This is a genomic window from Barrientosiimonas humi (genome assembly GCF_006716095.1).
Taxonomy (GTDB): Bacteria; Actinomycetota; Actinomycetes; order Actinomycetales; family Dermatophilaceae; genus Barrientosiimonas; species Barrientosiimonas humi.
Genome location: NZ_VFOK01000001.1, coordinates 853,974 through 868,679 on the forward strand (window position 1 = coordinate 853,974; position 14,706 = coordinate 868,679).

Here is a 14,706-nt window from a genome sequence, read left to right on the forward strand (position 1 = left end):
GGTTCATGCGGGCGGGGTGGCCTCCAGGCGGTATCCCTGGCCCGGCTCGGTGACCAGCAGGCGCGGGGCGGCGGGGTCGTCCTCGAGCTTGCGGCGCAGCTGGGAGACGTAGACCCGCAGGTAGTGCGACTGCCGGTCGTAGCCCACGCCCCACACCCGCCGCAGCAGCTCCTGCTGGCTGACCAGGTGGCCGGGCCGCTCGGCCAGCACGTCGAGCATCGACCACTCGGTGGGTGTGAGGTGCACGTCCTGCCCGCCGCGGCGGGCGGTGCGCTCGGCGAAGTCGAGCTCGACGTCGGCGGTGCGCAGCGGGGCCGGCCGGTGCTCGCCGGGCTGCAGCCGCCGCTCGGCCACCCGGATGCGGGCGAGCAGCTCCTCGACGCCGAACGGCTTGGTGACGAAGTCGTCGGCGCCGGCGTCGAGCGCCTCGACCTTGTCGTCGGAGTCGTGCCGGGCCGACAGCACGATGACGGGGATCTGGGTACGTCCGCGCAGCCGGCGGATGACCTCGACGCCGTCGACGTCGGGCAGGCCCAGGTCGAGCACCACCAGGTCGGGCGGCTGGGGCGAGTCCAGTACCTCCTGCAGCGCCGAGCGTCCGTCGTGCACCTGCGCGACGGAGTAGCCGTGCGCCCGCAGCGTGATGCCGAGCGTGCGGACGATGGCGGCCTCGTCGTCGACGACCAGGACGTGGGTCACGGGGTCTCCTCGGGAGGATCGCTGGGGGTCGCGGGCAGCTGCAGCACCATGGTCAGCCCGCCGCCCGGGGTGTCCTCGGCGGTGAGGCTGCCACGCATCGTCTCGGCGAGGCCCCGGGCCACCGCGAGGCCCAGGCCGACGCCCGACCCGCGCGGCGCGTCGCCGAGCCGCTGGAACGGCGCGAACAGGCGCTCCTGCTGGTCGGCCGGCACCCCGGGGCCACGGTCGACGACCCGGATCTCGACGGCGGCGCCGACGCGCCCCGCGTCGATGCGCACGCCGTGCCGGCCGCCGTGCTGCACGGCGTTGTCGACGACGTTGCCGAGCACCCGCTCGGCAAGGCCCACGTCGGCGACGCACACCAGGTCGGGGGCCACGTCGACCTCCACGCGGCCGCGGCCCGCGAGGCCGGCGAGGGCCAGGTCGACCAGCTCGGACGCCTCGACCGGCACCAGGTGCGGGCGCACCGAGTCGGACTGCAGGCGCGACAGGTCGAGCAGGTTGCCGATCAGCCCGTCGAGCCGGTCGGCGGAGTCCTCGACGGTCTCCAGCAGCTCGGCGCGGTCCTGGGCGCTGAGGTCCACGTCGGTGAGCCGCAGCCCGCCGACGCCGGCCTTGATCGCGGCGAGCGGGGTGCGCAGGTCGTGCGACACGGCGGCCAGCAGCGCCCCGCGCGCCTTGTTGTCCTGGGCGAGCCGGCCGGCCTCCTGGGCCGCGGCCGCGAGCGCCCGGGAGCGGATCGCTGCCGCGGCGTGGCTGGCGACCGCCTCGACCAGCCGGCGCTCCCGCCCGCTCGGGGCCGGTGCGCGCAGCGCGAGCGCGTGCCGCTCATCGATGGTCGCGGTCGTCAGCTCGCCCGGACCGTCCAGGTCACCGACCGTCGCGACGGGCCCCTGCAGGGTGCCGCTCGCGGTGCGCCGCAGCACCCCCGCGCCCCGTGCGTCGAACAGCTCGCGGGTGGCGGTGAGCAGGTCGGTCAGCGGGTCGCGGGCGTCGATCAGCGTGTGCGCCAGGTCGGCGAGGAGGCGCGACTCGCGCTCGGCCGCCAGCGCGAGGCGGGCACGTTGCTCGGCCAGGTGCACGACCGAGGCCACCGCGACGGCCACGAGCACGAAAAGCGTGACGGCAGCGATGTTCTCGGGCTCGCTGATGGTCAGGGTGTATCTCGGGTCGGTGAAGAACCAGTTGATCAGCAGGCTCGACACGACGGCCGCGACCACGGCCGGCAGCAGCCCGCCGACGATGGCGACGAGCACGGTGAGCGCCAGGTAGAGCAGCATCTCCAGCGGCAGCTCGTGGCTGCCGCTGGTCAGCGTCAGCACCCAGGTGAGCAGCGCGGCGCCGAGCGTGGCGAGCAGCCAGCCGGCGAGCGTACGTCCTCGGCCGAGCGAGCCTGCCGAGCGCGGCCGTCGCACCGCTCGCGACTCCGGGTGGGAGACCATCAGCACGTCGATGTCGCCCGAGCCGCGCACCACCTGCTCGCCCACCCCCTGGCTGAGCAGGCTCTGCCAGGCCGACCGGCGGCTGGCGCCGATGACGATCTGCGAGGCGTTGATGCCGCGGGCGAAGTCGAGGATTGAGCGGGCCACGTCGGAGCCGGTGACGACGTGCATCTCGCCGCCGAGCTCGTGGGTGAGCTCCCGGGCGGCCGCGAGCGACTCGGCGGGGGAGTCGCGCAGGCCCGAGTCGGGAATCACCTTGACCGCGAACAGCTTTCCGCCCGCGCCGCGGGCGGCGATGCGTGCTCCGCGGCGCAGCAGCACCTCCTGCTCGGGGCCGCCGGTGAGCGCCACGAGCACCCGTTCGCGGGTGGCCCAGGTCTGCTCGATGCGCTGCTCGTCGCGGTAGTGCTCCAGGTGCTCGTCGACCCGGTCGGCGACCCACAGCAGCGCCAGCTCGCGCAGCGCGGAGAGGTTGCCGGGGCGGAAGTAGTTCGACAGCGCCGCGTCGACCCGCTCGGCGGGGTAGACGTTGCCGTGGGCGAGCCGGCGGCGCAGCGCCTCCGGGCTCATGTCGACCAGCTCGACCTGGTCGGCCGCGCGCACCACCTCGTCGGGCACCGTCTCGCGCTGCCGCACCCCGGTGATGCCGGCGACGGCGTCGTTGAGCGACTCCAGGTGCTGCACGTTGACGGTCGAGATCACGTCGATCCCGGCGTCGAGCAGCTCCTCGACGTCCTGCCAGCGGCGCCGGTGGCGCGAGCCGGAGGCGTTGGTGTGCGCGAGCTCGTCGACCAGGCACACCTGCGGTGCGCGGCGCAGCACCGCGTCGACGTCGAGCTCGTCGACGGTGCGGTTGCCGTGCGCGACAGCGACCCGGGGGAGCACCTCCAGCCCCGCGAGCGCGTCGGCCGTGCGGGCCCGCCCGTGGGTCTCGACGACGCCGACGACCACGTCGGTGCCCCGGTCGCGGCGGCGGCGCCCCTCGCCGAGCATGGCGACGGTCTTGCCCACACCGGGGGCAGCGCCCAGATAGATGCGCAGTCGTCCGCGAGCCACCCCGCGATTGTGCCCGGCCGCCACGTCAGCCCCGCGCGGCCACCCGCGCGAGGGCGAGGTTGAGCTGCAGCACGTTGACCCGTGGCTGCCCGAGGAAGCCCAGCGTCGGGTGCTGGGTCTGCTGACGTACGAGCGCGGCCACCTGGGTGCTCGGCAGCCCGCGGGCGGTCGCGACCCGGGCCACCTGCCCGTCGGCCGCCTCCGGCGTGATGTGCGGGTCGAGCCCGCTGCCGCTCGCGGTGAGCAGGTCGGGTGTCGCGGCGCCACCGAGCGCCGCGCGCCGCTGCGCCACGTCGGCCTGCAGGTCGGGGCTGGAGGCGGGCAGGTTGGACCCGCCGCTGGTGTCGCCCGCGTGGTCCGAGGCCGACGGTCGGGAGTGGAACCACTGCGCCCCGGTCCACCGCTGGCCCAGCAGCGAGGAGCCGACGACCCGCCCGTCGACCCGCACGAGCGACCCCTCGGCCTGGTCGCGCAGCCCGACCTGGCCGACGGCCCAGACGGCGCCGGGGTAGGCGACCCCGAGCAGGACGGTGAGCAGCAGCAGCACGCGCAGCGCGGCGGTGCCCTGCCGCACGACGGCGGCGGACCGGGAGGTGGTGCTTCGGAGCATGGCGATCACAGTCCTGGGAGTGCGGAGACGAACAGGTCGATGAGCTTGATGCCGACGAACGGCGTGACGACGCCGCCGAGGCCGTACACCAGCAGGTTGCGTCGGAGCAGCGCCCCGACCGGCATCGGTCGATAGCGAACGCCCTTGAGCGCCAACGGGATCAGCGCCACGATCACGAGCGCGTTGAAGATGACCGCCGAGAGCATCGCCGACTCCGGGGAGCCGAGCCGCATGATGTTCAGCGCCTCCAGGCCCGGGTAGGTCGCGACGAACATCGCGGGGATGATCGCGAAGTACTTCGCGAGGTCGTTGGCGATGGAGAACGTCGTGAGGGCGCCGCGGGTGATCAGCAGCTGCTTCCCGATGGCGACGATGTCGATCAGCTTGGTCGGGTCGGAGTCGAGGTCGACCATGTTGCCGGCCTCCTTCGCGGCCGAGGTGCCGGTGTTCATCGCCACGCCGACGTCGGCCTGGGCGAGCGCCGGCGCGTCGTTGGTGCCGTCGCCGGTCATCGCGACGAGCCGGCCCCCGGCCTGCTCCTGGGTGATGAGCCGCAGCTTGTCCTCCGGCGTCGCCTCGGCGAGCACGTCGTCGACCCCGGCCTCGGCGGCGATCGAGGCGGCGGTGCGCGCGTTGTCGCCGGTCACCATCACCGTGCGGATGCCCATGCTGCGCAGCTCGGCGAACCGGTCGGCGAGGCCGGGCTTGACCACGTCCTTCAGGTGCAGCACGCCTACGGCGACCGGGTGCTCGTCGACCCCGTGCACGGCGACGAGCAGCGGGGTGCCGCCCTGCTCGGCGATGCGGTCGGTGATCGCGTCCACGGCGTCGTCGCAGGTGCCGCCGTGCTCCACGATCCACGCGCGCACCGCGCCGGTCGCACCCTTGCGCACCTGGGTGCCGTCGGGCAGGTCGACGCCGCTCATGCGGGTCTGCGCGCTGAACGGCACGTCGACCGCGCCCCGGGGGCAGCGCGGCGCGGCGGGCAGCTGCGCCGCGCACCAGTCGACGATCGAGCGGCCCTCGGGCGTGGTGTCGGTCTGCGACGACAGGTGCGCCAGCTCCTGCGCGCGCCGGGCCGGCGTGCCGCCGAGCGGGTGGAGGGCGTACGCCTGGCGGTTGCCGAGCGTGATGGTGCCGGTCTTGTCCAGCAGCAGCGTGCCGACGTCGCCCGCGGCCTCGACCGCGCGGCCGCTCGTCGCGAGCACGTTGTGCTGCACGAGCCGGTCCATGCCGGCGATGCCGATCGCCGACAGCAGCGCCCCGATGGTCGTCGGGATGAGGCAGACGAGCAGCGCGACGAGCACGATCACCGACGGCGGCTCGCCGGTGAGGCCCGCGAGCGGCGGGACCGTCGCGACCGCGAGCAGGAAGATGATCGTCAGGACGATCAGCAGGATGCCGAGCGCCACCTCGTTGGGCGTCTTCTGCCGCGCGGCGCCCTCGACCAGGGAGATCATCCGGTCCAGGAACGAGCGGCCCGGCTCCGCGGTGACCCGCACGACGATCCGGTCGGACAGCACCGTGGTGCCGCCGGTCACCGCGCACCGGTCGCCGCCGGCCTCGCGGACGACCGGGGCCGACTCGCCGGTGATCGCCGACTCGTCGACGGTGGCCATCCCCTCGACCACGTCGCCGTCGCCGGGGATCACCTCGCCGGCGGTGACCACCACCCGGTCGCCGACCCGCAGGTCGGCGCCGGCGACCTCCTCCTCGCCGCCGGCCGGGAGCAGCCGGCGGGCCGTGGTCGTGGTGCGGGTGCGGCGCAGCGAGTCGGCCTGGGCGCGTCCGCGGCCCTCGGCGACCGCCTCGGCGAGGTTGGCGAACAGGATCGTCAGCCACAGCCACACCGTGACCGACACGCTGAAGACGCCGGGGTGCAGCACCGACAGCGCCGTGGTGAGCACCGCCCCGACCCACACGACGAACATCACCGGCGAGCGGAACAGGTGGACGGGGTTGAGCTTGCGCAGCGCCGCGGGGAGCTGGGCGGCGCCGAGGGTGAGCAGCTGGGTCATGACAGGGCCTCCGCGAGCGGACCGAGGGCGAGGGCGGGCAGGAAGGTGAGGCCGGCGACGAGCAGCGCAACCCCCACCATCAGCCCGGAGAACAGCGGGGTGTGCGTCGGCATGGACGACGCAGTGGCCGGCGAACGGCGTTGTGCCGCAAGGGATCCCGCGAGCGCCAGGACGAGCACCACGGGCAGGTAGCGGCCGAGCAGCATGCACGTCGCCAGGGCCAGGTTCAGCACCGGCTGGTCGGCGCTCAGCCCGGCATAGGCGCTGCCGTTGTTGTTCGAGGCCGACGCGAAGGCGTACAGCATCGTGGTGAGCCCGTGCGCGCCGTCGTCGGCGACGGCCGCCCGCGACGCCGGGACGACCAGCGCCAGGCCGGTGCCGAGCAGCACCAGCGCGGGGGCGGTGATGAGCGCGAGCGAGGTGCAGGTGATCTCCCGGCGCCCGATGCGCTTGCCGAGCAGCTCGGGCGTGCGGCCCACCATGAGGCCGGCCAGGAAGACGGTGAGGGTGGCGAGCAGGAACGCGCCGTACATCCCCGAGCCGACGCCGCCGGGCGACACCTCGCCGAGCAGCATGTTGAGCAGGAGGGTGCCGCCGCCGATGGGCGAGTAGCTCTCGTGCATCGAGTTGACCGCGCCCGTCGAGGTGCCGGTCGTGGAGGTGGCGAACAGCGCGGAGCCGAAGATCCCGAAGCGCACCTCCTTGCCCTCCATGCCGCCGAGCGGCCCTGTGGCTGCACGGGACTCGGCGATCGTCGTGATCGTCAGCGCGGCGGCCCAGAGGGTGACCATGAAGCCGAGCACGGCCCAGCCCTGACGGCGGTCGCCCACCATCAGGCCGTACGTCCTCGGCAGCGCGAACGGGATGAGCAGGATCAGGAAGATCTCGAGCAGGTTGGTGACGGCGTTGGGGTTCTCGAAGGGGTGCGCGGAGTTGGCGTTGAAGTAGCCGCCGCCGTTGGTGCCGAGGAGCTTGATGGCCTCCTGGCTCGCCACCAGGCCGCCGTTGATCTGCTGCTGCCCGCCGCCGAGCGTGCCGACCGTGGTGGGCGCGTCGAGGTTCTGGATCACCCCGCCGGCCAGCAGCAGCACCGCACCGACCGCCGCGACCGGCAGCAGCACGCGCACGGCGACCCGGGTGAGGTCGACCCAGAAGTTTCCGACCGTGCCCGACCCGTCGCGGGCCACGCCGCGGATCAGCGCCGCGCACACCGCGATGCCGACCGCCGCCGACACGAAGTTCTGGATCGTCAGGCCGAGCGTCTGCACCAGGCGCGAGGCGCCGGTCTCACCGCCGTAGCTCTGCCAGTTGGTGTTGGTGACGAACGAGACGGCGGTGTTGAGCGCGCCGGTGCGCGACTGCGACTCGCCGCTGCTCAGCGGCAGCCGGCCCTGCAGCAGCACCAGTGCGGTGAGCAGCGCGATGCTGACGACCGCGAGCGCCAGGCAGGCGATGGCATACGTCGACCAGCGTTGCTGCGACTGCGGATTCACGCCCGAGAGGCGATAGACGACGCGCTCGACGGCGAGGTGCCGGTCGCTGGTCAGCACCCGCGCGAGATAGCCGCCGAGGCTCAGGTGCGCGACGGCGAGCGCCAGCACCAGGGTCGCGAGGGTGAGCACCGCGCCCGGCATCAGAACTTCTCCGGGTGCAGGAGGGCGTACAGCAGATAGACGAGGAGGCCGGCAGCGACGACGCCGGCGACAAACAGCTCAGGCATGCGTGCAGCGTCTGCCCGACGCCGGTCACGCCCGCCCCGCTTGACGCGACCTTCACACGTCTTGACGGGATCTTGAGGTGTCCTCGGGGGAGTCCGCGGGGAGGGCGCCGGCGTCGGCGAGCTCGGCGCGGATGTCCTCGACCATCGCGCGCACGGCGGGCTCGCCCTCGACCGGGCCGCCGGCGAGCAGCCCGTCGGCGCCCAGCAGCACCGCGGAGGGGTTGGCGAACAGGCGCAGCACCCGGGCGACGTTGAGGTCCAGGTCGTAGAGGGCGTACGGCGCGGCGGCGGGCGCCAGCTCGGCCACCCGCTCGGGGTCGGCGTCGAACAGCGCCCGCACCGCGACGACTCCGCCGAGCTGCTCCTCCCAGACGCGCAGGTCGGGGGCGATGCGGGTGCACGGGCCGCAGCCGGGGCTCAGCGCCACGAGCAGCGCGGGACGCTCGGTGGCCAGCTCGTGCAGCGTGAGCTGGGTGCCTTCGGGCGTGCGGGTCTGGCCGTAGGGGATCGGGTGGCGGACGTAGTCGAGCTCGCCGGCGTCGTCGCCGGGCTCCGCGGCCGGTGCCGCAGCCGGTGCCGCCGGCTCGCCGCTGCCGCCGAGGCTGAGCGTGCAGACCGCCGCCGCCAGCGCGGCACCGAGCAGCCACAGCCACCACTGGTCGAGGTCGGCGAGCGCGGACGGCACGCTCACCCCGCGCAGCGCGCCGACCAGGGCCAGCACTCCCGCGAGCACCAGCAGCGTGTTGCGCACCAGGGTGCGGCCGGTGATCGTGTGCGCGCCGAGCCGGCCGAAGCAGCCGCAGCGCACCGGGTGCTCGAAGCGCAGGGCACGGGCCACGACCAGCCAGTACGCCAGCAGCAGCGCGAGCGTCGCGCTCGCCACCACGACGAGCAGCGGCGCCGGGCTCACCAGCAGCGCGACGCCGAGCACCAGCTCGGCGGGCGCGAGCAGCGCCGGCGCCCACGACGGCGCGTCGACACGCAGCGCGCCGAAGGCGTCGGCGGTGGCCTGGCGCTCGCGCAGCTTGGCCGCGCCGCTGACCAGCAGGATCAGCGCGCAGGTCAGGACCGGGAGGACGAGGGCGAGCTCGGGCACCGGGTCATCATCGCAAGGGCCCCGCCCCGTGGGTGCGAAGATCGCCGATCAGGCGGAGGCGTCGAGCTCCTCGATGGTGGCCAGGCTCGGCCCGCGGGTCTGCTGCAGGTCACGGGCCACGGCCTCGGCGTCGCGCAGCACCCGCAGCACGTTGCCGCCCGCGACCTTGGCGAGGTCGTCGTCGCTCCAGCCCCGCTCGCGCAGCGCCTCGAGCACCGCGGGGTAGCGGCTGACGTCCTCGAGGCCGACCGGCAGCCCCGGCACGCCGTCGTAGTCGCCGCCGACGCCGATGTGGTCGATGCCGGCCACCTCACGGATGTGCACGAAGTGGGCCACGACGTCGTCGATGGTGGCGGTCGGCATCGGGTGGGTGCGCTGGTACTCCTGCGCGAACCGCTCGAACGCGTCGAGGTCGCTGGGCTTGACGCCCTGGGCGCGGGCCGCCTCCGTCGCCTCGCGGCGGTACTCCGCGCACGCGGGCGAGACGAACGCCGGCACGAAGGTCGCCATGATCACGCCGTTCCGGTCGCGCAGCGTCTCGAGCACGTCGTCGGGGGCGTTGCGCGGGCTGTCGGCGACGGCGCGGGCGCTGGAGTGGCTGAAGATGACCGGCGCCTCGCTCGCGGCCAGCGCGTCGCGCATGGTGTCGGCGGACACGTGGGACAGGTCGACGAGCATGCCGGTGCGGTTCATCTCGCGCACCACCTCGACGCCGAACCGGGAGAGCCCGCCGAGCACCGGCTCGTCGGTGGCGGAGTCGGCCCACGGCACGTTGTCGTTGTGGGTGAGCGTGAGATAGCGCACGCCGAGGACGTACATCATGCGCAGGGTCGCGAGCGAGGAGCTGATCGAGTGGCCGCCCTCGGCGCCGAGCAGCGAGGCGATGCGCCCGGAGCGGAACACCTCCAGCACCTCGTCGGCCGTGCGCGCGATGCCGAGGTCGTCGGGGTAGCGACCGACCAGCTGGTGGACGGCGTCGATCTGCTCCAGCGTGGCGCTGACGGCGGTGTCGCCGGTGAGCGAGGCGGGGACGAACACCGACCAGAACTGCCCGCCGACGCATCCCTTGCGCAACCGCGGGATGTCGGTGTGCGTCCGGTCGCTGGTGTCGCCGGAGACGTCGAGCCGGTCGAAGTCGTACCGCACCGACTGGCGCGCGGCCCACGGCAGGTCGTTGTGCCCGTCGATCAGCGGGTGCTCGCGGAGCAGGTCGGTGATGTCGCGCCGGGTCTCGGTCATGGAGGCAATCAGACCACGCTCACTAGAGTGGCCGCGTGCCGAACCCCACTGACCGCCGCAGCGTCGCTGTGGTGACCCTCGGCTGTGCCCGCAACGAGGTCGACAGCGAGGAGCTCGCCGGCCGGCTGGCCGCCGAGGGCTGGAGCCTGGTCGACGACGCCGCCGAGGCCGACGTCGCCGTCGTCAACACCTGCGGATTCGTCGAGCAGGCCAAGAAGGACAGCATCGACGCGCTGCTGGAGGCGAACGACCTCAAGCAGACCGGGCGCACCCAGGCGGTGGTCGCGGTCGGCTGCCTGGCCGAGCGCTACGGCAACCAGCTCGCCGAGCAGCTCACCGAGGCCGACGCCGTGCTCGGCTTCGACTCCTACGCCGACATGTCGAGCCACCTCACCGCGGTGCTCCAGGGCCACCGGCCCGCGGCGCACACCCCCGGCGACCGACGTACGCTCCTGCCGCTCTCCCCGGTGGCGCGTCAGGAGTCCGCGGCCGGCGTGGCGACCCCCGGCCACGGGCAGGGCGCCGCCGAGACCTCCCGCCCCGACGACGTGGTCGTCGAGAGCCCCGTCGCGGGCGCGGGCCCGCGGGTCATCCGGGCCCGGCTCGACGGGCGGCCGTGGGCGCCGCTGAAGATCGCGAGCGGCTGCGACCGGCGGTGCGCGTTCTGCGCGATCCCGATGTTCCGCGGCGCCTTCGTGTCGCGGCGGCCCACCGACGTGCTCGCCGAGGCCCGCTGGCTGGGGGAGCGCGGGGTCAAGGAGGTCTTCCTCGTCAGCGAGAACTCCACCTCCTACGGCAAGGACCTCGGCGACCTGCGGCTGCTCGACACGATGCTGCCCGAGCTGGTCGCCGTCGAGGGCATCGAGCGGGTGCGGGTGAGCTACCTGCAGCCGGCCGAGATCCGCCCCGACCTGCTCGACGCCATGACCCAGGTCCCGGGCGTCGTACCCTACTTCGACATCTCCTTCCAGCACGCCTCCGGCCCGCTGCTGCGCCGGATGCGCCGGTTCGGCGACCGCCGCTCCTTCCTCGACCTGCTGCAGCAGGTGCGCGAGCGCTCGCCCGAGGCCGGCATCCGCTCCAACGTGATCGTCGGGTTCCCCGGCGAGACCGAGGACGACCTCGTCGAGCTCGAGGCGTTCCTCGCCGAGGCGCGGCTCGACGTGGTCGGGGTCTTCGGCTACTCCGACGAGGACGGCACCGAGGCCGAGACGTACGGCGACAAGCTCGACCCCGACGAGGTCGCCGAGCGGGTCGAGCGCATCCGCACGCTGGCCGACGAGCTGAACCTGCAGCGCGCCGAGGAGCGCGTCGGCGAGGTCGTCGAGGTGCTGGTCGAGTCGGTCGAGGACGGGCAGGCGACCGGCCGCGCGGGCCAGCAGGGTCCCGACGTCGACGGCGTCACCCAGCTGACGTCCGGCACGCATGCCGTCGGTGACCTGGTGCGGGCTCGGGTGATAGGGACGGAGGGCATCGATCTGCTCGCCGACCCCCTCACGGAGCCCGCCTGATGCACATCCCCGAAGAGCCCGACCCGATGGCCACCCCGAGCCGGGCGGTCAGCAACTGGAACGTCGCCAACCAGCTCACCGCCCTGCGCATCCTGCTGGTGCCGGTCTTCGCGGTGCTGCTGCTGACCGACGGGGGGAGCAACACCGGGTTCCGGTGGGCGGCCTTCGCCGTCTTCGTCCTGGCCAGCCTCACCGACCGCATCGACGGCGACCTCGCCCGCTCGCGCGACCTGGTCACCGACCTCGGCAAGGTCATGGACCCCATCGCCGACAAGGCGCTCGTGGGCATGGCGCTCGTCGGGCTGTCGATGATCGGGGAGCTGTGGTGGTGGGTGACCGTCGTGATCCTGGTGCGCGAGCTCGGCATCACGCTGCTTCGCTTCGCGGTCATCCGGCACGGCGTGATGCCGGCGAGCCGCGGCGGCAAGGCCAAGACGGTCCTGCAGATCGTGGCGATCGCGATGTTCGTCATGCCGCTGCCCGAGTGGCTCCACGTCGTCGCGATGATCGTGATGCTCGCCGCCGTCGCGGTGACGGTCGTGACGGGAATCGACTACTGCGCCAAGGCCGTACGCCTTCGCCGGGCGAGCCTGCGCGGTCGCCCCGGACCCTCCGACGACGCGCGAGGCGGATAGCGGTGCCGGCCAGCCTCGCGGCGTCCTGAGGCCGTCGTGCGGGAGCCGGCGGCGCGCGACGTCGTGCACGTCCTGACCGAGCGGGGCCGCACCGTCGCCACGGCCGAGTCGCTCACCGGCGGACTGGTGTGCGCCGCGCTCACCGAGGTCCCGGGGTCCAGCGCGGTCGTGCGCGGTGGGGTCGTGGCCTACGCCACCGAGGTCAAGGCGGCGGTGCTCGGCGTGGACGGCGAGCTGCTCGCCCGGGGCGGCGCGGTCCAGGGCGAGGTCGCTGCTCAGCTGGCCGAGGGCGTACGGCGGGTGCTGGGTGCCGACGTCGGTCTCGCCACCACCGGGGTGGCCGGTCCGGCCGAGCAGGACGGGCAGCCGGTCGGGCGGGTGTTCGTCGCCGTCGCGCGGCCCGAGGGCACCACCCTTCGGCAGCTGGACCTGAGCGGGGACCGCGCGGCGATCCGCGAGCAGACCGTGTCTGCCGTGCTGGCCCTGACGCACTCGCTCGAGGGCTGAGCCGCGGCCCCGGCCGGGCGCTAACCGTCCTTGCTGGGGCGGCCCCGCCTGCGGATCGGCGCCGCGTCGCGGGGGAGCCGGCCCGCCTTGCGCAGCGCGTCGCGCAGCACCGTCTCGACCTGGGCGTTGACGCTGCGCAGGTCGTCCGCCGCCCACCGCTGCAGCGCGTCGTGGACGGCAGGGTCGAGCCGGAGCAGGACGGCCTTGCGCTGGCCGCCCCGCCCCGACGTCGAGGGCTGGTCGGAGGTCAGTGGTAGAGGCTTCCCGTGTTGACGAGCGGCGTGGCGCGCTGGTCGCCGCACAGCACGACGAGCAGGTTGCTGACCATCGCGGCCTTGCGCTCCTCGTCGAGCTCGACGACCGACTCGCGCTCGAGCCGCTCGATGGCCATCTCGACCATCGTCACCGCGCCCTCGACGATCCGCTCGCGCGCGGCGATGATCGCGCTGGCCTGCTGCCGCTGCAGCATCGCCTGGGCGATCTCCTGGGCGTAGGCGAGGTGGCTGATGCGCACCTCGAGGATCTCCACGCCGGCGATGGCCACGCGCGCCGCGACCTCGTGGGCCAGCTCCTCGGAGACCTGGTCGGTCGAGCCGCGCAGCGAGGTGCCGCGGCCGTCGGGGTCGTCGTAGGGGTGGGTGGTCGCGACGTGCCGCAGCGCCGCCTCGGACTGCACGCTGACGAAGTCGGTGTAGTGCTCCACCGCGAACGTCGCCTTCGCCGTGTCGGCGACCTGCCAGACGATGATCGCCGCGATCTCGACCGGGTTGCCGTCGGCGTCGTTGACCTTCAGCGCGTTGGTCTCGAAGTTGTTGACCCGCACCGACACGTTGCGGCGCGTGGTCAGCGGCATGACCCAGGTGAGGCCCGTGCGGCGGACCGTGCCGACGTAGCGGCCGAAGAACTGGATGACCCGGGTCTGCCCGGGCTGGATCACCACGAGCGGGGAGCCGACGAAGACCGCCAGCACCACCAGCGCGATCGCGACGGGTACGAGCCCGGCGAGCGCCGACAGCCCGGCGCCGACCAGCATCGCCAGCGCGACGAGCAGGGCGAGGAAGCCGTTCATCGCCCACGCCGGGTGCTCGGAGATGTCGACCCGCATCCCCTCGTGGCCCACGGGTCGGTGCGACGGCGGCTGCTCGTCGGGTCCGCGGCCGGAGTCGTCGGGTCCGTGCGGCCCGTTCGGGCCGTTCGGGCCGGGACCGCCGGGGCCGTTCTGGCCGTGGGGGCCGTTCGGGCCCTGGGGTCCGCCGGGGCCGGGAGGCACGCCGGGGCCGGGAGGCAGGCCGGGGCCGGTGGGCGCGCCGCCGGGTGCGTCGATGCCTGCCGGCCCGTTCTGGCCGGGCATCGGGCCGGGACGACCCTGCTGCTGCGCGGGCAGCGGGTGCCGGGTGGACGGGCCCGACGGTGCGTCGCGTCCGGGTCCCTGCGGCGTCGGGGGCAGGCCCCCTGCCGGAATCGCGCCGGTCTCCTCGTTGTTGCTCATGTCGATCGCTCCTGCCCTCGTGGCGGGTGGGTGGCGGAATCGCACCCCCGAGTTCCCGCGATATCAAAGTGATAGCACTTTAACCCGTGTCGTGCCCGCACGTCGAGATGCCTGTGGGTGCCGCGAGGTACGGTGTTGTCAGCGCTGGTGATCCGCTCACCTGCACCACGGGAGGGTGGTCCGCAGCCGCCCCCCGAGACCGTTAGAGACCGTCCGACCGCGACCTGACGCCGCACGACCTGCACGAGGAGGCCCGATGATTCTGCTTCGCCGAGAGCTGGGTGACGTGCTGCGCGAGCAGCGTCAGGACCAGGGCCGCACCCTGCGCGACGTGTCGTCGTCGGCCAAGGTGTCCCTCGGCTACCTGAGCGAGATCGAGCGCGGCGAGAAGGAGGCATCCTCCGAGATGCTCGCCGCGATCTCCGCCGCGCTCGGGCTGCAGCTGTCCGAGACGCTTGAGCTGGTGTCGCAGCGCGTCGCCGTGGCCGAGGCCATCGCCGCGCCGGTGCGCCTGCCCGTGGGGCAGCGCGAGCACGCCTCGGTCGTCCACGCCGCCTGAGCGGCGCGTCCGGCCTGCACCGCGGCGCCTCCACCTTCCGCACGCACTTCGTCGCACGCGCCCGGCGGGTTGCCACCGCACGCCGCGCGCTCAGCCGCGCAGCTTCGTGGTGGTCGGGCCACCGC

Annotated in this window: 14 protein-coding genes; 4 read left to right on the forward strand and 10 right to left on the reverse strand. The window is 73.9% G+C overall.

Features of this window, described 5'->3' with window-relative positions:
- Positions 1-3 precede the first annotated feature (3 nt).
- From FB554_RS04070 to FB554_RS04105, 8 genes are read right to left on the reverse strand one after another with little or no spacing between them, the layout of a single operon-like run.
- On the reverse strand, positions 4-699 hold the full coding sequence (locus FB554_RS04070) for a response regulator (RefSeq protein WP_142004750.1): 696 nt from the start codon (positions 697-699) through the stop codon (positions 4-6).
- Entirely contained in the window at positions 696-3,197 is a 2,502-nt protein-coding gene (locus FB554_RS04075; RefSeq protein ID WP_142004751.1) for a DUF4118 domain-containing protein, read from the reverse strand. Before FB554_RS04075 ends, FB554_RS04070 begins: the two co-directional genes overlap by 4 nt.
- 25 nt (positions 3,198-3,222) lie before the next feature.
- On the reverse strand, positions 3,223-3,807 hold the full coding sequence (gene kdpC, locus FB554_RS04080) for a potassium-transporting ATPase subunit KdpC (protein WP_142004752.1): 585 nt from the start codon (positions 3,805-3,807) through the stop codon (positions 3,223-3,225).
- Positions 3,808-3,812: 5 nt separating this feature from the next.
- Entirely contained in the window at positions 3,813-5,825 is a 2,013-nt protein-coding gene (kdpB, locus tag FB554_RS04085) for a potassium-transporting ATPase subunit KdpB (RefSeq protein WP_142004753.1), read from the reverse strand.
- On the reverse strand, positions 5,822-7,459 hold the full coding sequence (kdpA, locus tag FB554_RS04090; RefSeq protein WP_142004754.1) for a potassium-transporting ATPase subunit KdpA: 1,638 nt from the start codon (positions 7,457-7,459) through the stop codon (positions 5,822-5,824). The genes kdpB and kdpA overlap by 4 nt, the downstream gene beginning before the upstream one ends.
- Positions 7,459-7,545 (reverse strand): K(+)-transporting ATPase subunit F, encoded by an 87-nt coding sequence (kdpF, locus tag FB554_RS17920; protein WP_142007416.1) that lies wholly within the window; start codon positions 7,543-7,545, stop codon positions 7,459-7,461. Before kdpF ends, kdpA begins: the two co-directional genes overlap by 1 nt.
- A gap of 52 nt (positions 7,546-7,597) precedes the next feature.
- Positions 7,598-8,641 (reverse strand): MauE/DoxX family redox-associated membrane protein, encoded by a 1,044-nt coding sequence (locus tag FB554_RS04100; protein ID WP_142004755.1) that lies wholly within the window; start codon positions 8,639-8,641, stop codon positions 7,598-7,600.
- Between the two features lie 48 nt (positions 8,642-8,689).
- Positions 8,690-9,880, reverse strand: a complete 1,191-nt coding sequence (locus FB554_RS04105) for a dipeptidase (protein ID WP_142004756.1) — start codon at positions 9,878-9,880, stop codon at positions 8,690-8,692.
- Positions 9,881-9,915: 35 nt separating this feature from the next.
- Between FB554_RS04105 and rimO the strand changes: the two genes are divergently transcribed.
- From rimO to FB554_RS04120, 3 genes are read left to right on the forward strand one after another with little or no spacing between them, the layout of a single operon-like run.
- Positions 9,916-11,391, forward strand: coding sequence for a 30S ribosomal protein S12 methylthiotransferase RimO (gene rimO, locus FB554_RS04110; RefSeq protein ID WP_142004757.1), 1,476 nt, complete (start codon positions 9,916-9,918; stop codon positions 11,389-11,391).
- Complete coding sequence (gene pgsA, locus FB554_RS04115; protein WP_236022258.1) at positions 11,391-12,026, forward strand: CDP-diacylglycerol--glycerol-3-phosphate 3-phosphatidyltransferase; 636 nt, start codon at positions 11,391-11,393, stop codon at positions 12,024-12,026. The genes rimO and pgsA overlap by 1 nt, the downstream gene beginning before the upstream one ends.
- Positions 12,027-12,062: 36 nt before the next feature.
- Positions 12,063-12,533 (forward strand): CinA family protein, encoded by a 471-nt coding sequence (locus FB554_RS04120; protein ID WP_142004758.1) that lies wholly within the window; start codon positions 12,063-12,065, stop codon positions 12,531-12,533.
- Between the two features lie 20 nt (positions 12,534-12,553).
- On the opposite strand, the gene FB554_RS04125 is transcribed toward FB554_RS04120, so the two are convergent.
- Complete coding sequence (locus FB554_RS04125; protein ID WP_236022259.1) at positions 12,554-12,835, reverse strand: type II toxin-antitoxin system antitoxin; 282 nt, start codon at positions 12,833-12,835, stop codon at positions 12,554-12,556.
- Positions 12,781-14,022, reverse strand: a complete 1,242-nt coding sequence (locus FB554_RS04130; protein WP_338070552.1) for an SPFH domain-containing protein — start codon at positions 14,020-14,022, stop codon at positions 12,781-12,783. The genes FB554_RS04125 and FB554_RS04130 overlap by 55 nt, the downstream gene beginning before the upstream one ends.
- 256 nt (positions 14,023-14,278) lie before the next feature.
- Here FB554_RS04130 and FB554_RS04140 point away from each other — a divergent pair, with 256 nt between their 5' ends.
- A complete protein-coding gene (locus FB554_RS04140) occupies positions 14,279-14,581 on the forward strand; it encodes a helix-turn-helix domain-containing protein (RefSeq protein WP_142004761.1) in 303 nt (100 codons plus the stop codon).
- Positions 14,582-14,706: the final 125 nt, after the last annotated feature.